Genomic DNA, 17,017 nt, shown 5'->3' with positions numbered 1-17,017 from the left:
CGGCGGAGTTCTCCCGTACCGGGTGTCACTGGCTCGGGTATCACTGCTCCGGGTGTCACCGGGCCGAGACGTGCGGGCGGTCCTCGCCAGTGCCGTCGACACCGGTGCCGTCGACGACACGCGCCACGCGCCGGCGGCGCCACCCGCGCCGCCATCCGGCCGGTGCCAACCTAGCCCCGATCGCGGCCAGGCTGATCAGCAGCGTCACCCCCACGGTGCTGATCAGCACCACGCGCATCGGTGTCGGATCGTCTCGCGGCACGTCCGGGTGTGCCACCCGGACGGTCCCGGCACCGGATCCGGTGCCCTGTCCCGAGGGCAGCACGCTGGTGACAGCGGAGTACGGGTCCACCACGCCCCAGCCCGTCGCCTCGTCCGGTACCTCCGTGCCGGGATGACTCGCCGTGCTCGTCAGACGGTGCCTGACCTGCGCCGCGGTCAGCTCCGGGTGGTAGGCCCGCACCAGCGCCGCCGTTCCGGAGACGAACGGTGCGGCGAAGCTGGTCCCGCTGTCCTGCCAGTGTCCCGGGCCGCCCGGTCCGACGCTGACCACATCGACACCTGGTGCGACGAGGTCGATGAACTTCCCGGTCTGGGAGAACTCCGCGCGTTCGCCGGTGGGGTCGATCGCGCCGACGGCGAGCACGCCGGGGTAGGAAGCGGGGTAGGGGACCGGGTTGCCCCGCTGCGCCTCGTTGGCCGCCGCCGCGACGATCAGCACGTCACGCGACAGCGCGTACTCGACGGCGTCGCGCAGCGCCGCGTCGTCGTAGTTCGTGCTGGCCGAGATGTTGATGACCTGCGCGCCCGCCTCGGTGGCCGCGCGGATGCCGCGGGCCATGGACTCGGCCGAGCCGCCCTCCCTGGACCGGGTGTCGCGGACGGGGAGGATCGTGGCGGCCGGGGCGACTCCGGTGAAACCGGTTCCCTCGGCGGGGCGTGCGGCGATGATCCCGGCGACGAACGTGCCGTGCCCGAGGCAGTCGGTGTCGGCGGTTCCCCCACCGTCTGAGAGGACGTCGACACCGTCGAGTACGGCACCGGCCAGCTGCGGTGTCGTCGCGTCGACTCCGGAGTCGACGACCGCCACCGTCACGCCCGCGCCACGGGTGAGTTCCCGGACCCGCTCCGGTGCCAGCGTCTCCTGTGCCCAGGGACGTGCCCGCGCCGTCTTGACCGGTGGGCGACGGCACTGCTCGGTGGCCGACCGTGCCGCGAGCTCGAACCCGCTCGCCGTCTCCGTTGGGCTCGTGTGACCAGCTGCGACCGCCTGTGGAGCACACGCGAGCAGCAGCGCGCTCAGCAGCAGCACGAGATCGGTGAGCACGCCTGGGCGGCGAGCGGGCATGGCTTGCTCTCCCTACCGCGGCTTCGCTGCGGCCGCGCTCCTCGTCGAGAACCGTGTCGGGCGGCGTCGACTCATCGTGCGGTGGTCACGGCGCCTGCCGGGTGGTCCGGTCGCGCCGCTTCGGCTCCGGAAGCGGCGGGTGGCGCTTCGGCGTCGCCGCGGAGTTCGGTCGGCACCAGCCCCACCGGGGAACTCATCCGGTCCAACTGGTCCCGCTCGGAGAGCACTCGTGGTTCGGTGCTGTGCCTACGTCGCAGCGCGCGCCGGAGTTTGAGCAGCACGGCCAGATCGGTCTCGTCGAGTTCACCGTGGTCGGTCCGCTCGTCCGGCCGCAGTTCCCGCAGCAGCAGCGTGGGCCGACCGGTCTCCCCGTCCGCCGTGGCGAGGACCTTGAACCGGGAGTCGACGGCGAACACGACCTCCTCGGGCAGCGAGTTCCGCCCGAACAGCGAAACCCGGCGTGCCGAGTGCGACCAGATCACCACGTCCCCGTTCACCGAGTCCCCGTGTTCGTCATCGGTCGTCAGGTCGTCCGCCGCCGTGGCGCTGAGGAAGCCGGGTTCGGACAGCACCGCGCCCGGCTCGTAGCCCTCGACGTCTCCGTCCGGGCAACCACCGAAGCGGAAGGACGGGCCGCGGTGCACCGGCAGCCGCCGCAGTCCCGAGAGCAGGCAGGCCACGTAGTCCCGGGCGGCTTCGGTGTTTCCGGTGCGCAGCAGCCGGTTCACCGCGTTTCCCCCGTTCGCGCCGCGTCCGGTGTAGAGGATGACCGCCACGAAGTCGGCCTTGGCCTCGTCGGCCTCGTTCTCCCGCAGCGCGGGGTGGGTGGCCAACACCGTGTTCACACTGGGCAGCACCTCGTCGAAGTCGTCACCCACCGCCCGGGCGAAGCGCGAGCGTTCCTCGGACGTGCTGCGGTGGTCGTGCGGTGTGCCGGTCCCACCCGTCCGCGCGGGCACGAGCCTCGGTCGCTCGGGGTCCTCGGGTACAGGGGAAACCGACTCCCGGTCGGACAGCGGCTCCGGTGGAGTGTCGGCCGGTTCTTCGGTACTTCCCGCGTGCGGTGCTCGGATGGGGTGGCCCGAGGTGTCGGACGGGGAAGGTCGGTCGGCCCGCTCGGACAGCAGTTCCGGAGGTGGCTCGGAGACCGTGCGCGGCCGGTGGCTCGGCATCGGCGTGCTGTGGAACACCGGCCGCTGCTCGTCGTCCGTGTCCCGGGAGGATGCCTCGTCAGCCAACGCGCCTTCGTCGGTCAGTGCACCGTTGGCCGAGGTGCCGCTTTCGACCGCGGGGATGTGCGCCGTGGTTTCGTTCGGAGTTGCGTCAGGGGCGTCCGCCTCGGGGAGCGGGGCACTCGTGGCATCCGGAGCACCGTCGGCTGTGGAGATCGGCGGGTATGCCGGACCACCTCCGTTCGGTTCACCCGCGATGGCGGTGAGTTCTCCGCGCGTCCGTCCGTCGGCGATGCCCAGGATCAGCAGCCGGATCCTGCCGCGTTGCCGAGGAGTGAGCCCGTCGAGCAGTTGTCGCAGCACGTGTGGGGCTTCCGGCGGCACCGGGACGTAGGGCGATCCGACCGAGACGGTCATCCGGTGCTGCTCGAAGGCGATCTCGTCCGCGGCGCCCCTGAACCCGGACTGGGCGAACGGCAACAGCGCCAGTCCACCCGGCACGACCCTGGCCACCATCTCCCCCGGGGCGGGGGCGGCGGGTCCGGCCTCGGCGCGTCGATAGACCAGCTGATTGAACCTCACCCAGCCGCGCGGCGCCCGCGCGGTCAGTGCCACCCGTGCGGCGCCGGTGGCCGAGTGCCACAGCGACACGGGAAACGGTTCCCAGGGGGAGTGCGGATCCCGCACCACAGACCGTTCGCCGCCCGAACCGTCGTGCAGCACGGGACCGGTGGTCGCCAGTACGTCGCTGCTCAGCCGTTCGGCGAGTTCGCGCAGCCGTGCCGGTGCGGCCTCCTCGACCGTGGTCGGTACGAGTTCCCAGGGCCTCCGCAGTCCCCCGGACAGCCGGGTCAGTATGGACGCCAGTCGTGTCGGGGGGATCGGCGCCGCACCGGGAGAACCCAGCAGCAGGCGGGGGTGGTGCGGGGACTGCGGCACCGCGAGATCCTCCTCCCGAGGACCTGGCTCCTGTCCGTCCTCGCGGATCCGCAGTCCCGCCGGAACCGGTTCGGCGAGCAGCCCGGAGTCGGCCACCGGACCGGCGGGCAGCTGCTTCTCCCACAGCGGCGTCGGGTACCGCACGACGTGCGGTCGAGGTGGGTGACCGGCGCGGTACAACCGCCATCGCCCGCCGGTGACGTAGAGCGAGCCGCCGGGTACCAGCTCCAACCGCCCGTCGGGGACCAGTACGTCCGTGTCGAGTTCGGTGGCGAGTTCCTCGGCCATCGAACCGCCTCGGGGACCGGGTCGAGTCAGTCCCCCTACCGCGATCCAGAGTTGGCTTGGTGCTCCGCGTCTCGCCGCGGTGGACGCCGGTGCCAGGGCGGGAAGCATCGCGCGGCGGCAGGCGTGCCACAGCGCGTCGAGGAAGCCTGCCTCGCGTATCGCCGCCGTCGTGGCCAGCACGGCACGGCTGTCCCGCGAGGAGGGGATCGTGGCGAAGAGTTCGCGTTCCCGCTCGTCGGAATCGTGCCGCTTGCGCACCGCGGTGTTGCCGCCGAGACTCTCGACGTGGAGACCCTGGCCGTGGGGGCGGCTCGTACTGCTCGCTTCCTGGTCGGGCATCAACCTGCTCTCGTCGGGCACGATCCGTCCTGTGGTTCGTCTCGCCACGCTCCCGGCTCGGGAATCCGGCCCGGATCCATCGGGGAGCGGTCCCGCTGCGACAGTCTGCCGCGCGTGCTCGCGCGCGCAACGGCCCGCCCGGGCTCCGCCGATGTCCCCAGGGACATCCCTCACCGCTCAGTGCTCGTCGTGCTGGTTCGCCAGGTGCGGGAGGGGAAGGTGGTGGAACCACTCGAAGGAACTACTCGAACGGGGTGGGATCACCCGCGCCGTAGCGGGCTATCTCGGGCTCGTCCTCGGAGAAGTCGACCACGGTGGTGGGTTCGGTCCCGCAGTCGCCGGAGTCGATCACTGCGTCCACCTCGCGGTCGAGCCGCTGCTTGATGTCCCACCCGTTGGTCATCGGTTCCTGCTGGTCGGGCAGCAGCAGGGTGCTCGACAGCAGGGGTTCGTCCAGCGTGTCCAGCAGTGCCTGGGCGGTGACGTGGTCGGGGATGCGCACGCCGATGGTCTTCTTCTTCGGGTGCAGCAACCTGCGGGGGACCTCCTTGGTGGCGGGCAGGATGAACGTGTAATTGCCCGGGGTGGTGGCCTTGACGGCGCGGAACGTCGCGTTGTTGATGTTGACGAGCTGGCCCAGCTCGGAGAAGTTCCGGCACACCAGGGTGAAGTGGTGGTGCTGGTCGAGTTTGCGGATCGTGCGGATGCGTTCCAGCCCGTCCTTGTTGCCCACGCGGCAGCCGAGCGCGAAGCAGGAATCGGTGGGGTAGACCACCAGGCCGTCCGAGCGGAGGATCTCGGCCGCCTGGTTGAGCGCCCGCCGCTGCGGATTGCGTGGGTGAACCTCGTAGTACTGCGCCATGTTCCGACCCTAGATCCGATGGTTCCAGCACGAAATCCGGCCGCTTTCATCGGGGAACTCCGAACAGCGACCCCCGACAGCCTCTGGTGACCCCGGAACCAGGCCGTCGTCCATTCTTTCGAGGGAATCCGAGAATATTCGGGAACTTCCGTGGGGTTTTGGTGGGGGCTCGGGTACCGCGTGGACCCGTAAGGCTGCGAGTCCCCCCTCGATCTCGGGTGTGTCGTGCGTTGGACACACTTCTCCCGGGTTCGAGGGGGAGGTGAAGAGCTCTCGGTATACCGGAATTGTGACTTCGGAGCTTCACCCCGCGAGCCGGATTAAGGGCTCGCCGAGCCGGGGGTTACGCGCATTGCCGGGATGATGGCCGGGCTACGCGAGCATGAGCGCCAGGGCTTACCAAGGACACGGCCGGGTTCGCCTAGATCGTGCGTTGCCTGACGCGCGGACTTCACCCCATCTGACGGGGAGCCGCACGGCTGTGAACCGTGGCCAGGACTTGTAACCCTACCCACACGCTGCCTGGGGTGCGCGTGGCGGGAAGCGTATTCCGTGCTACGCTCAGCACTGCTATTTTGAGTCTTGGCGGATACAAAGTAGCACGGGGCTCCCTGGTTTCGATCAGGGGGCTCCGCTTTTTTCGAATGAGAAAACAGATGTGAAAGAAATTTCGAATTCCCGTCGATGGCGTGACACCGGTCGGCCGGTGTTCAGTCCAGTTCGGTGCGGATCTGTTCGAGTTCCCCGGCCAAGGTGGAAGAGATATTCCGCGGAATCTCCGCCACGGTTCTCCGAAGGATGCTTTCCGTCCGTACCGAGGAAACCTCTCCCACCATCGGGAGGATCTCGGTGGTGACACGTTCGGCCTCCTGCCAGGCACCCACTCGCAGGCTCAACCGTAGGGCGTTCGCCGCCGTGATGTAGGTGGCCCATCGCAGGTGTTCTTTTCCACGCGAGAGTTCCCAGGATTCGAGCATGTCGCGCAGCGCGTCGTGGGAGTGCCCCAGTCCGTCGTGGACGTGGCCGCGTTGAACCGCGAGTTCTCGTTGGTCCACCCACCAGGTCCACGAGGGATCGCGGTGGGTGAAGCTCTCGGTGAGTTCCGAGCGTGCCTTGTCGAAGACATCCAGGGCTGCCGGCGATTCGAGGGCGGCCAGTGCCCGGGCCTGCCGGATCTCGAACAAGGCTCTTACCCGGTTGGGGAGGTTCGCCTCGCTGAAGCGCCGCACGATGCGCAGTGCTCCGTACGGATTGCCCTGATACAGGCTGACCAGGACGTCGTTGGACATCACGAACCACTCCATGCTCGTGTCACCCGCTATGACGGCCAGGCGCAGGGCTTCCGCGTTGACCCGGTGCGCCTCGGTGAACCGTCCGGCGTCGATCAGACACCAGCCCGCTACCTCAGCGAGTTCCGCCGCGGTCGCTTCGAGATCACGTTCGACGGACGCGCGGTAGCTGCCCTGGTCCAGGATGCGTTGAGTGCGTCGGAAGGCGCGCAGTGCCAGCGGGGCTACCTCGCCGCCACCGAGGCTGCCGTCCAGCGCGACCAAACGGTCGATCGTGACCCGCAGCTCGCTCACCGTGTCACTGTCAGCCGGGGCATCGATCCGCTCGGAAACCGCGTTGTCGGCAGGCAGAGCTCGCGCGGAAGGCGTCCTCCGAGCAGCGGGAGCGCTCGCTCGGTCGAAACCGAGCTCCGAGTCCTCCGTCACCCCGAGAACGGAGCGCAACGCCGCGCGGTAATCCCTGTTCGGCCGCACCACCGCTCCGCGCTCGTAGCGGGCCAAAGCGTGCGCGTCCAGGGCGCCCGAACTGCCCATGTTGGCAGCGAGCCACCGATTCGCCTGCTCGGCCAGTTCGGCACGGCTCATGCCCGCGCCCGGGGTGCGCGGGGACGGAGTGGCTTCGCGTGCCTGTCGAAGACGGTGATTGCGGGGCACGACCGTGATCGTGCCACCTGCCCCGAGCTGCCCGGAAGTGCCCAGTCGATTGCCCTGTGTGATCGAGCGATCACTGTCGAAGACTTGGGTGATGAATGCGGTAAAAGCCTTGCGGGCCGGACGTGAGCTCGGACGCGTAGCAGTAGAGCGGAGGAATCCTGTGGGGATCGGTGCGGGGACCGGGAGGGTGGTCGTGTCGTGGTTCGTGCCGGACGGCGACACGCACCAGCACGCCACGTTGGACGCGTTGCCGACCGAGGGCGGTGGGGTGAGCACGCTCGGCGGGCACGACTACGCCGAAGTCCCCGCCTACCAGGACCGCCGGATGCGCCACATCCGACCGTGCTGCGATCTCTGCTTCACCGAGTACCTGAATCTCCACCGGCCCCAGCCGAGCTGGAAGGGATAATCGTGGAAACCACCGAGCGACAGCACTACTGGCTACCCGTGCCGGACAGGACAGGGTTCAAATGGCACCGGCACGCCTTCCGGGGCAAACACTGGGACGGCCGAGCCTCCGACACCTCGGTGTGCGGCAAGCCCTGCGCGATGGCCAAACCCAGCGAACTCGACTGGTTCCAAGCCCCCACCTGCCCGGGCTGCACCGAACTCCTGATCACCGAACAGGCAGGCACCGGCAGCACCGAGCAACCGGACACCGGGCATGCGGAACAGTCGGACACCGGCAGCGCCGAGGGGGAACAGTGACCAGACAGCCCCGCGAGCCGAACCGCTTACGCGGCTACGTCCCCGCCTTCTCCGGCGAGCTGCACGAACCACCGAGAAAACGAACCACGGTGCCGCACACACTGCTGGAACGGATCCTCGATGGACTGGAACGGCTGTGAGCGCTGGGAACGAGCTGATCCCGGGCATTGGGTGAACCGCTGTGATTCCGGTGCTCTGGAGGAAGGCGCCGTCTCCCCGTTCGGTCCGCTCCGGCAGTACCGCTCGGACGATCTCGACGGGTGGCAGCAGGAACATCGGGAGCCCCTTCTCCAAGGCGGCGGAATCCTGCGGAGGAGCGGGCTGGAAGGTACCGTCACGCTCACGCGGCCGTCGACCGGACCGATTTTCGCTGATGGGGGCAGCACCGTGCGGGGCACGCGGTGATCCTTCCGCCAACGGAGGTGCGGAGCTTCCGGGGCCGCCTCGGTGGAGCGCGGAACTCCGGTCCGTGGAGGTGCGGGGTGAGTGGGGACGCTTCGGAAACTGGTTCAGCCGGTTCGACGCGGCGGCCGCACCCGGTCCGCTTCGACGTCGAGTATCCGGATCGGGAGCTCGACCGTGTCGGCACGGCCTTCAGGCTGATTCTGGCCGTGCCGATTCTCGTCCTGCTGAGCAGTGTCGGCGGTCGGGCGATGCGACTCGGCGAGGGATCGGCGGAGGTGGTGCTGTCCAGCGCAGGTGGGATGCTCTTCGTTCCGCCGCTGCTGATGCTCCTGTTCCGGCGCAAGTACCCGCGCTGGTGGTTCGACTGGAACCGCGAGCTGCTGCGCTTCACCAACCGGGTGATCGTCTACGTCGCCCTGCTGGACGACCGGTACCCCTCCACCGACGAGCACCAGGCGGTGCACCTCGATTTCGACGCTCCCGAGGACCGCACGCTCAACCGGTGGCTTCCGCTGGTGAAGTGGCTGCTGGTCGTTCCACACTACGTCGTGCTGTTCTTCCTGGACATCGCGGCCGTCGTGGCCGTGGTGGCCGCGTGGTTCGCGATCGTGTTCACCGGTCGTCATCCGCGACGGTTGTTCGACTTCCTGGTGGGGGTGGGGCGGTGGCACAACCGCGTCATCTCCTACGCCTGGATCCTCGTCACCGACCGATATCCGCCGTTCCGGCTGGCACCGTGATCGGTGCGGCCGACGACGCGGTCCCGCGAGGCAACCGGTCAGGACGGTACTCCAGGTTCAGCCGAGCTCGGCGACGGTGATCCCGCTGCTCGGCGGTGTCGTCTCGTTCATCGCGACCAGCGCTGTCGGGATCTCGTCCAGCCCGATCCTGCGGCCGATCAGCCGGTCGAGGTCGATGCGGGAGGCGGTGACCAGCCGCAGCATCTCCGGGTACTCGTGAGCCTGCAGGCCGTGCGTGCCGAGGACGCGCAGCTCGCGGGCGATCACCTCGTGCATCGGTACCGGTGGCAGGCCCCGCTCAGGCGGCAGCAGCCCGAGCTGCACGTGAGTTCCCCGCGTGCGCAGCGAGGAGATCGAAGCCGCGCAGCTGGCCGGGTGCCCCACGCAGTCCAGCGACACGTGAGCACCCCCGCCGGTGAGTTCCCGAACCGCCTCGGCCGTGTCGGGGCTCCGGTTCCCGTTCACGGTGTGTTCCGCACCCAGCTCGGCGGCGAGCCGCAGTGCCGCATCGGAGAGGTCGACGGCCACCACCCGGGCACCGGCTGCCGCTGCGATCGCCACCGCCGAGACGCCCGCGCCGCCGCAGCCGTGCACCGCGACCCACTGGCCCGCGCACACCGCCCCCTGCCGCAGCACCGCCCGGAAGGAGGTGGCGAACCGGCAACCGAGCGCGGCGGCCGAAGTGGCGGGCAGTTCGTCGGGCAGCGCCACGAGGTTCGTCTCTGCCCGGGGCACGGCCACCCGCTCGGCGAACGAGCCCCAGTGCGTGGCGCCGGGCTGGAACTGGTACTCGCAGACCTGCTGGTTTCCGGTGCAGCACTGGTGGCAGGTGCCGCAGGCGCAGACGAACGGCACGGTGACCCGGTCCCCGGGGTGCCAGCCGCGCACCGAGGAACCGACCTCGACGAGGCGTCCGGCCAGCTCGTGACCGGCCACGTGCGGCGGGGTGACGTCGGGTTCGTGGCCCTGCCAGGCGTGCCAGTCGCTGCGGCACAACCCGGTTGCCTCGACCGCGACGACCACCCCGTCCGGCGCGACACGCGGCTCGGGGACGGTGCGCACCTCCGGGGTGGCCCCGAACTCGTCGAACACGACGGCACGCATCACTGCCCCTTAAGAAACGCTCCGGCTGTCGCGGCCAGCTTACTGATGCTTGCCTGTCGTGTTGTCGAGGGACGCGGGGCTCTTTCGGTTCCGAAGCACGGGAGCCACGTCACCGGCTCGACCGCCCGCGAGTTCTCCCGCGTCGCGCTCTCGCGAGGAAGGTCCGACGTTGTGTAGTACCTACCCGATGTCGGGCCTTCCGGAGCGAGAGCCAGCGGGAGGTTCCGCCAACCGAGCGACCCGACAACCCGACCGGAAAACTTCAATTAGTAGCGCGCTGCCGCCCACCGGCCCGGCCACCCCGCCGCCGAGGTGCCTCAGAGGGCGGCGACCGCCTTCGGAACCGGTGTGTCCCCCTCGGTCAGTTCGAGCGTGTGACTACTTCCCCGGTGGGTGGCGAGCAGCTCCGCCAGCACGGCGGCCACGTCCTGCCGCGACACCCGGCCGCGTGGGACGGGCGGGGAGGAGAGAGCGACCAGGCCGCTTCCCGGATCGTCGGTCAACGCCCCGGGGCGCAGGATGGTCCAATCCAGATCTCTGGAGCGAAGATCCTGCTCGGCGCTGGTCTTGGCGTCGATGTAGGCCTTCCAGACCTCTCCGGAGTCGGGGTCCGGTGACTGTCCGGCGCCCATCGTGGAGATCTGCAGGAAACGCGGCACCCCGGCGTCCTCGGCGGCCGCCGCCAGCGACACCGAACCGTCGCGGTCCACCGTGTACTTCCGCTCGGCTCCGCTGCCCTTGCCCGCGCCGGCGGCGAACACGACCGCGTCGGAACCCCGCAGGGCCTCGGTGATCTCGGCACGGGAGCTGTGCTCCAGATCGAGTTCGATCGGTTGGGCACCCGCGGCTTCCAGATCGGGAGCGTGCTCCGATTTCCGGATCAGTCCGAGGACCTCGGTTTCCCGCTCGTGAAGCAGACCGGTCAGCCGCAGCGCGATCTTTCCGTGTCCGCCCGCTATGACGACACGCATGTCGTACCGTTCCTTTCCGCACCGAGGACGCCGCCGGACGTGTTCTGTGTCCACGCGGTTTCCAAGGAGCCGGTTCATCGGGGCCCTTCCGGGCCGGTTCAGCTCACCGAGGGAAGGATCCGCTCCGCCAGCGGTTCCGAAGATGCCGGGTTCTGGCCGGTGTGCAGGTTGCGGTCGACCACCACGTTGGGCTCCCACGGCTGTCCCTCGGAGAACTCGGCCCCGAGTGCCACCAACCTGTCCTGTAGCAGCCACGCCGCCTTGTCGGCCAAACCTGCCTGCTTCTCCTCCAGGTTGGTGAACCCGGTGAGCCGGTATCCGGCGAACGGGCTGGTCCCGCTTCCGTCCTCGGTGGCCAGCAGGGCGGCCGGCGCGTGGCAGACGACGCCCAGCGGCTTGCCCGAGTTCAGGACCTCGGTCAGCAGCCGAGCCGAATCCGCGTTTACGGAGAGATCCTCCATGGGGCCGTGACCACCGGGATAGAACACCGCCGCGTAGTCGTCCGGTCGCACATCCTCCAGCCGCATCGGTCGCCGCAGCTCCTCGGCCGATTCCAGGGTCGCGGCGACCCGATCGGCTCGCTCCTGCCCGCCGTTGGCCTCCGGGGCGAGGCTGGACCGGTCGACCGGTGGGACGACCCCGCCGGGCGTGGCCACGACCACCTGGTGCCCCGCTCCCGTGAACACGCGGTAAGGAGCGGCGAACTCCTCACCCCAGTAGCCGGTCGGATGCCGCGTCCCGTCGGCCAGCGTCCAGTGGTCGGCGCCGGTCATCACGAACAGGATCCTCGCCATGCCGCAACACTCCTCGTTCCGGGAACTTTCGTCGGCCCGCTCAGCGGGACAGCTGAAGGATGGGACAGGCCGTGGGTTGGTCGGACCAACAGGGTTTCCACGATGGCCCGCGGGAAAACAGCGGAGCCGACGGTGGCATTCCCGGAGGGGAGTTCGTGGCCTCTCGGGCCCTGGTGCGCCGGGTGCTTGCTACGTCGCTGAAACTTGCGGAACCTCCGCCGAACATCGGTTTTCCGGCCAGGTGGTCAGGTGGTTCGAGGAGTGGACGCGTGAGCCCGTTTCGTGAGAGCTCGCCGCGTGGGTCGTCGAGGCGGACGGGACATCCGGAGTCCGCTACATCACGAGTGCGTGATCCGTGACGTAGCGGACCGATTCCGATCGCTCGGACGTCACCGCTGACCGGCTCCGTGACGAGGTGTCGGGACGGAGCGAGTCATGGTCAAAGAAGACGGAAACCCCTGAAATCGTGGCTCGGCCCCTGCACCGCGAGGCACGGCGACGGGCTCAGGTGCAGTTCCACCACGAACCCCAGCCGTTGTCGTAGGTGCTGCACCAGTAGCGACCGCTGCTGTTCACGTACACCTCCACGACCCGGACGCCCGTGCTCGTGTTCTCGCCCACCCCGGTTATCCGGTCGGCCCGGCCGTTGCCGGGCATCTCGTGCCAGCGTCCCGCGTTCGGCCAGGTGTGCCAGATCTTTCGCGTGGGGGAGATCCCGAAGCACTCGTTCACGTCGGTCACCCAGTCGACGAAGACGACGTCCGTGCCGTCCCGGAATCGTCCGGTGTACCCGAAGCACGACTCGGTGTAGGACAGCGTCCCGGCTCGTGAGCTCGAGGTCCCCACCTCGTGTACGGGAACTCTGGTGAACCCCTCCGCCCGGTCAAGGAAACCCGCATCGGCCGCTGCCGGACGTGCCGCCGTGAAAGTGGCACAGACCAGCACCATTCCCAGCAACGCTGGAAGTATCGTGCGTAACTTCTTCCTCATGTTCGTTCTCCTCGCGAGGACGCTGATCATCGGATCCGGAACGTCCACTCCGGGATTCTTCGTCTGAAGTGGTGTTCCGTTCGCAGCGTGGCAACGGTTCCTTCGCGAAGAGGGGGAATCGGGTTCTTTCACCCGAAAAGACCAAGGGAAAACGAGAGTTCGACATCGTGATGCGACCTCTTCGGTTTCGGGTGTGCTCCGGACGGCGGAACTCAGGGCAGGAAGCTTTACTCCGAACAAGCGGAACGCGCGATGCTGCAGAGCTTCTCGGTGGGACTCGTCCGGTGCCGGGAGCGCGGGGAACTCCGCAACAGCTTCCACGCCCAGTACCGAGCCGTGGGCCGGGCGTATCCGCCACCGGTCAGCTGGAGCGAATCCCCACGGCGGCGTAGCCGTTGGAGTGCCGGGCTGCCTCGTCGGTGACGGGCTCGGCCGGTCGCCAGGCGGCGCTGGGGACCACGCCGGGTTCCAGCAGGGTGTATCCCGCGAACAGCTCCCTGACCTCCTCCGGATCGCGGAACGTCACGTGCGGGGTGGTGGTGCCCGACATGACCCGGTCGATGCCCGCTCGTTCTTCGTCGGTCATGGTCAGCTGCGCGCCGTTGGTGACGGCCAGCGCGCTTCCGGGCGCGCACGCCTCGCGGTAGGTGGCCAGCATCCCGTGGGGATCCCGGACCGAGATGATGTCCAGGATCGCCACGGCCAGCACCGCCACGGGACGGGTGAAGTCCAGCAGTCCGGCCACCCCGGGAGCGTTCAGCACCTGCTCGGGCCGGCGCATGTCGGCCCGGGTGATGGTCGCCAGTTCAGTCCCGCGCAGCATGTGCTCGGCGTGGCTGACCGCTACCGGTTCGATGTCGACGTAGGCCACCCTGGCATCGGGGTTCGTCCGGTGGGCGATCTCGTGCACGTTGCCCACGGTCGGGATGCCCGATCCCAGGTCGAGGAACTGGTCGATGCCCAGCTCGCACAACTCGCGCACCGCCCGGCCGAGGAACGAGCGGTTGTGCTGGGCCCACAGCGTGTTGCCCGGGTAGACCCGCAGGAACTCCTCCGCCGCGGCCCGGTCGGACTCGAAGTGCGCCGAGCCGCCGAGGAAATAGTCGTACATCCGCGCGATGTTGGGTGTCTGCTCGTCCACCTGCGGTGGTTGCTCTCCGGTACCCGTCTCCAACGGTGGCTCCCTCCTCGGCAGTCTTCGCGTCACCCGGCGGGACCGATTGTCCACAGTGAGCGATCATGACGCCACGGTGAGCCGTGGTGCTGTGCCGGTTGCCGCCAGGGGCGCGGCGGTGGGTGTGGTTTCGGCGCCGGGATCGTTCGGGCTCGTGTCGGATCGCTCATCCGGGGGCGCGGCAGAGCACCTCGCCGTGCGGGATGGCGAACCAGCCGTCGGGGTGCCGCGCCCACTCGCTCCAGGCCGCCGAGATCGTGGCCAGTTCCTCGTAGGTGGCATGACCACCCGCCACCGCCTGCTCGGTGATGCGGGAGCCCAACATGCGATCCGCCCACATGTCGCCCCACCATGCGCGCTCCTCCGGGGTGGCGTGGCACCAGATCGACGCGTTCGGCGTCACCTCGACCGCCCCGGCGGCACGGGCCCAGGCCAGCAGCCGCCGTCCGGCGTCCGGTTCGGTGCCGTTGGCCCGCGCGACCGAGCGGTACACCTCCCGCCAGCGTTCCAGCCTGTCGTCGGCGGGCCACCAGAACGCTCCGGCGTAGTCGGTGTCGCGGATCGCGATCACCCCGTCGGGCCGGGCCACCCGCAGCATCTCGCGGAGCCCGCCCACCGGGTCGGTCAGGTGCAGCAGCACTTGGTGTGCGTGCACCACGTCGAAGGTGTCGTCGTCGAAGTCCAGCTCGTGGACGTCGCCGCGCCGGAACTCCACGTTGTCGACCCGTTCCGTCGTCGCGGTCTTCCGCGCCTGTGCCAGCACCGGTTCGCCCGGATCCACCCCCACGACCCGGCCCGGTGCCACCCGACCGGCGAGGTCGACCGTGATCGTTCCGGGACCGCAGCCCACGTCGAGCACGGTTTGTCCTGGTTGGAGTCGTTCGACCAGGTAAGCGGCGGAGTTGTCCACCCTCCGCCAGTGCTGTGAGCGAACCACGCTTTCGGCGTGGCCCTGGCTGTAGACCTCGTCGGATGCGGACACGGTTGCGGACGTCTCCTTCCGTGGCGCTGCCGCCGTTCTGGTTTGGGGAGCCCGCCACATTGTTTTCTTAATATGTGGAATATTTTTATCATTTTGTGGGAACAGCTTAGGGAGTGTGCCGCGATCGGCACAAGTGGTCGACCACGACCGCACGGTGGTGGCCTGGGAACCTCTCGCTTCGGAAAGAACAGCGACGATTGCCGGGGCGCGGTGTGTGCGGTGCGGTTCAGCGGGCGAGGAGGACGATTCCGCTACTAGTCTTCCGGTGTGGACCCGTCGTGGGCGCAGGAAACGTTCACCCCCTACGGCCTCTCCCACTGGGTTCTCCTCGGGGTGGCGGCAGTGGGGGCGGTGCTGCTCGTTCTGGCCGGGCACCGACATCGGGGAACGCGCTCGGGGGTGCTGTTCGCCAGGGCGTTCGCGTTGCTGCTGGGGCTGTTCGCGGTGGCGATGCAGGTATACCGGGTCCTGCCGTCGCAGTGGGACATCGCCGTCTCGCTGCCGCTGCACCTGTCCGACCTCACCTGGATCGTGGCGGTCTACGCGCTGTGGACGCGGCGACAGTGGGCGTACTCGCTGACGTACTACTGGGGTCTCACGCTCAATCCGCAGGCCATGATCACTCCGGCGCTGGACGCTCCGGGATTTCCGCACGTCGACTTCGTCGACTTCTGGACCCAGCACATCCTCGTGGTCTGGGCGGCCATCTACCTGACCTGGGGTTTGGGGCTGCGCCCCGACTGGCGCAGCCTGGCGACGGCCCTCCTCGTCACGGTCGCCTGGGGTGTGGTGGTGTTCGGTTTCAACCTGGTCACCGGGGCGAACTACGGTTTCCTCAACGCCAAGCCGAACAATCCCTCGCTGCTGGACGTGATGGGGCCGTGGCCGTGGTACCTCGCGGTGGAGCTCGCGGTGGGTGTCGCGGCCTGGGCGTTGATCACGTGGCCGTGGACGCGCTCGGCCGGGCGGTCGGCGCGGCGGGGCACACCGGTGAGGTGATTCCGAGGCAGGGCGTTTCCCGTGGCAGTGAGTGGGCTCTGGCGAGCTGATTCACTCGGACACCGTGTCCGGTGCCGCGATACCGCGGGGAGGTCGGAGTTCCGGTAGCTTCCGCGTAGTGCTCATCCGAGCCAGGCTCCGTTCCGCATGAGGTCGAGTCCGCATGTGATGGTGGCGCCGAACAACACCGGACCGTAGTGGGTGTGATGCGGCATGATCCTGGCGGTAGTCACGGGGCTCGTAGCCGGGGTGCTCTTCGGCTACGTGCTGCAGCGAGGTCGGTTGTGCTTCCACGCGATCTTCGCCGGGATGTACGAACGAAGGTTCGCCCTGGCGCGCGCCTGGCTACTCGCGGTGGCGTTGACCTCGGTCGGCCTGACGGTGCTTTACGCGACTCCGGTGGGGCGAGGTCTTAATACCGGCCTGCCGCTGAGTCCGGTCGGCAACATCCTCGGCGGCCTGATCTTCGGTGTCGGTATGGCCGTGGCCGCCAGTTGTGTCTCGGGCCTGTTCTTCAAGCTCGGCTCAGGGATGCTCGGCGCTCTCGTCGGGCTGGTCGGGTGGACGTTCGGCGAGCTCGCTGCGAGCAGGGTACGGCTACCGGGGCCGACGGTGCTGCCGGGCGGAATCGACGGGACTCTGCCGGGTGTGCTGGGCGTGCCCCGTGCGGTCGTGGCGATACCGTTCGCGGCGTTGGTGGTCGTGCTCGGTTGGCGATGGCGCGGTGGTGATCACCGGCAGTACGCCTGGCAATGGCGCTGGCCCTTCGCGGGCGTCGCTCTTGCCGTGGTCGCCGTCGCTTCGTGGCTACTGGCCGGTCTGGGGGGAGTCGGCTTCGGTGCGAGCACCGTGGGTGCGGTGAGCGGCATCGCGACGGGCGATGTCAATTGGTGGCTCGTCGCGTTCCTCTGCGGAATCGTCCTCGGCGGATTCCTCGCTGCCCGGACGGCGGGAGGATGGTGGTTACGCGGTGAAACACGAGTGCGCTATCCGCGGTTGCTGTTCGGGGGCTTCCTGCTCGGTTTCGGTGCGTTGCTCGCGGGTGGTTGCAACCTCGGACACGGGCTTTCGGGTGTCGCGCAGCTCAATGTCTCGTCGTGGCTGGTCGTAATCGCCTTCGTGCTGGGAATCGGTCTCGCCAGGAAGACGCAACGAGTTCTGTCCGCTCCGCCGGTGCTCTCGGAGAAGACCTATTGAGCCGGCGTCCAGGTGGCGGAGCCCATCCCACAAAACTGTCACTGATTGACATTAGTCATCAA

The 17,017-nt window shown here is 68.8% G+C and carries 16 protein-coding genes; 6 read left to right on the top strand and 10 right to left on the bottom strand.

Annotation, left to right across the window (positions count from 1 at the left end):
• Nucleotides 1-55: 55 nt before the first annotated feature.
• The 4 genes from mycP to BM394_RS01970 all read right to left on the bottom strand — a co-directional run bounded on the left by mycP (nucleotide 56) and on the right by BM394_RS01970 (nucleotide 6,891).
• A complete protein-coding gene (gene mycP / locus BM394_RS01985) occupies nucleotides 56-1,348 on the bottom strand; it encodes a type VII secretion-associated serine protease mycosin (protein ID WP_245779919.1) in 1,293 nt (430 codons plus the stop codon).
• Between the two features lie 71 nt (nucleotides 1,349-1,419).
• Nucleotides 1,420-4,107 (bottom strand): hypothetical protein, encoded by a 2,688-nt coding sequence (locus tag BM394_RS01980; protein WP_092973096.1) that lies wholly within the window; start codon nucleotides 4,105-4,107, stop codon nucleotides 1,420-1,422.
• 220 nt (nucleotides 4,108-4,327) lie between these two features.
• Entirely contained in the window at nucleotides 4,328-4,948 is a 621-nt protein-coding gene (locus BM394_RS01975) for an L-threonylcarbamoyladenylate synthase (protein ID WP_092973094.1), read from the bottom strand.
• A 710-nt stretch (nucleotides 4,949-5,658) separates the two neighbouring features.
• Nucleotides 5,659-6,891 carry a helix-turn-helix domain-containing protein gene (locus tag BM394_RS01970; RefSeq protein WP_139235113.1) on the bottom strand — a complete coding sequence of 411 codons (1,233 nt, stop codon included), beginning with the start codon at nucleotides 6,889-6,891 and terminating at the stop codon, nucleotides 5,659-5,661.
• Nucleotides 6,892-7,084: 193 nt separating this feature from the next.
• Between BM394_RS01970 and BM394_RS01965 the strand changes: the two genes are divergently transcribed.
• The 4 genes from BM394_RS01965 to BM394_RS01950 all read left to right on the top strand — a co-directional run bounded on the left by BM394_RS01965 (nucleotide 7,085) and on the right by BM394_RS01950 (nucleotide 8,744).
• Nucleotides 7,085-7,300, top strand: coding sequence for a hypothetical protein (locus BM394_RS01965; RefSeq protein ID WP_245779918.1), 216 nt, complete (start codon nucleotides 7,085-7,087; stop codon nucleotides 7,298-7,300).
• Nucleotides 7,301-7,302: 2 nt separating this feature from the next.
• The gene (locus BM394_RS01960; protein WP_092973089.1) at nucleotides 7,303-7,599 is read left to right on the top strand and encodes a hypothetical protein; all 297 of its coding nucleotides are present in this window, start codon (nucleotides 7,303-7,305) and stop codon (nucleotides 7,597-7,599) included.
• Entirely contained in the window at nucleotides 7,596-7,739 is a 144-nt protein-coding gene (locus tag BM394_RS22635; RefSeq protein WP_175529916.1) for a hypothetical protein, read from the top strand. The genes BM394_RS01960 and BM394_RS22635 overlap by 4 nt, the downstream gene beginning before the upstream one ends.
• 342 nt (nucleotides 7,740-8,081) lie before the next feature.
• Nucleotides 8,082-8,744: a DUF4389 domain-containing protein gene (locus BM394_RS01950; protein WP_092973087.1), complete on the top strand. Its 663-nt coding sequence runs from the start codon at nucleotides 8,082-8,084 to the stop codon at nucleotides 8,742-8,744.
• A 57-nt stretch (nucleotides 8,745-8,801) separates the two neighbouring features.
• Here the strand turns inward: BM394_RS01950 and BM394_RS01945 are convergent, their stop codons facing one another.
• The 6 genes from BM394_RS01945 to BM394_RS01920 all read right to left on the bottom strand — a co-directional run bounded on the left by BM394_RS01945 (nucleotide 8,802) and on the right by BM394_RS01920 (nucleotide 14,759).
• The gene (locus BM394_RS01945; protein WP_092973085.1) at nucleotides 8,802-9,848 is read right to left on the bottom strand and encodes a zinc-dependent alcohol dehydrogenase family protein; all 1,047 of its coding nucleotides are present in this window, start codon (nucleotides 9,846-9,848) and stop codon (nucleotides 8,802-8,804) included.
• Between the two features lie 317 nt (nucleotides 9,849-10,165).
• Nucleotides 10,166-10,819: an SDR family oxidoreductase gene (locus tag BM394_RS01940; RefSeq protein WP_092973083.1), complete on the bottom strand. Its 654-nt coding sequence runs from the start codon at nucleotides 10,817-10,819 to the stop codon at nucleotides 10,166-10,168.
• A 98-nt stretch (nucleotides 10,820-10,917) separates the two neighbouring features.
• Nucleotides 10,918-11,613 (bottom strand): type 1 glutamine amidotransferase domain-containing protein, encoded by a 696-nt coding sequence (locus BM394_RS01935; RefSeq protein WP_092973081.1) that lies wholly within the window; start codon nucleotides 11,611-11,613, stop codon nucleotides 10,918-10,920.
• Nucleotides 11,614-12,117: 504 nt separating this feature from the next.
• Nucleotides 12,118-12,603 (bottom strand): hypothetical protein, encoded by a 486-nt coding sequence (locus tag BM394_RS01930; RefSeq protein ID WP_139235112.1) that lies wholly within the window; start codon nucleotides 12,601-12,603, stop codon nucleotides 12,118-12,120.
• A 361-nt stretch (nucleotides 12,604-12,964) separates the two neighbouring features.
• Nucleotides 12,965-13,777, bottom strand: coding sequence for an SAM-dependent methyltransferase (locus BM394_RS01925; protein WP_245779917.1), 813 nt, complete (start codon nucleotides 13,775-13,777; stop codon nucleotides 12,965-12,967).
• 166 nt (nucleotides 13,778-13,943) lie between these two features.
• Nucleotides 13,944-14,759 (bottom strand): methyltransferase domain-containing protein, encoded by an 816-nt coding sequence (locus BM394_RS01920; RefSeq protein WP_217643284.1) that lies wholly within the window; start codon nucleotides 14,757-14,759, stop codon nucleotides 13,944-13,946.
• A gap of 267 nt (nucleotides 14,760-15,026) precedes the next feature.
• On the opposite strand from BM394_RS01920, the gene BM394_RS01915 reads away from it, so the two are divergent.
• Together BM394_RS01915 and BM394_RS01910 are read left to right on the top strand one after the other, a co-directional pair.
• Nucleotides 15,027-15,758 (top strand): YwaF family protein, encoded by a 732-nt coding sequence (locus BM394_RS01915; protein ID WP_092973073.1) that lies wholly within the window; start codon nucleotides 15,027-15,029, stop codon nucleotides 15,756-15,758.
• Between the two features lie 213 nt (nucleotides 15,759-15,971).
• Nucleotides 15,972-16,955, top strand: a complete 984-nt coding sequence (locus BM394_RS01910) for a YeeE/YedE thiosulfate transporter family protein (protein ID WP_092973071.1) — start codon at nucleotides 15,972-15,974, stop codon at nucleotides 16,953-16,955.
• The last annotated feature ends 62 nt before the right edge of the window (nucleotides 16,956-17,017 follow it).

The organism is Actinopolyspora lacussalsi subsp. righensis (assembly GCF_900116555.1).
Taxonomy (GTDB): Bacteria; Actinomycetota; Actinomycetes; order Mycobacteriales; family Pseudonocardiaceae; genus Actinopolyspora; species Actinopolyspora lacussalsi.
The sequence above is the reverse complement of the archived record's forward strand: the minus strand, read 5'-3'. Positions and strand labels throughout refer to the sequence as shown.

Coding starts and splice junctions, on each gene's coding strand:
- mycP (WP_245779919.1), bottom strand. CDS start 1,348: ATGCCCGCTCGCCGCCCAGGCGTGCTCACCGATCTCGTGCTGCTGCTG.
- BM394_RS01975 (WP_092973094.1), bottom strand. CDS start 4,948: ATGGCGCAGTACTACGAGGTTCACCCACGCAATCCGCAGCGGCGGGCG.
- BM394_RS01945 (WP_092973085.1), bottom strand. CDS start 9,848: ATGCGTGCCGTCGTGTTCGACGAGTTCGGGGCCACCCCGGAGGTGCGC.
- BM394_RS01940 (WP_092973083.1), bottom strand. CDS start 10,819: ATGCGTGTCGTCATAGCGGGCGGACACGGAAAGATCGCGCTGCGGCTG.
- BM394_RS01935 (WP_092973081.1), bottom strand. CDS start 11,613: ATGGCGAGGATCCTGTTCGTGATGACCGGCGCCGACCACTGGACGCTG.
- BM394_RS01930 (WP_139235112.1), bottom strand. CDS start 12,603: ATGAGGAAGAAGTTACGCACGATACTTCCAGCGTTGCTGGGAATGGTG.
- BM394_RS01910 (WP_092973071.1), top strand. CDS start 15,972: ATGATCCTGGCGGTAGTCACGGGGCTCGTAGCCGGGGTGCTCTTCGGC.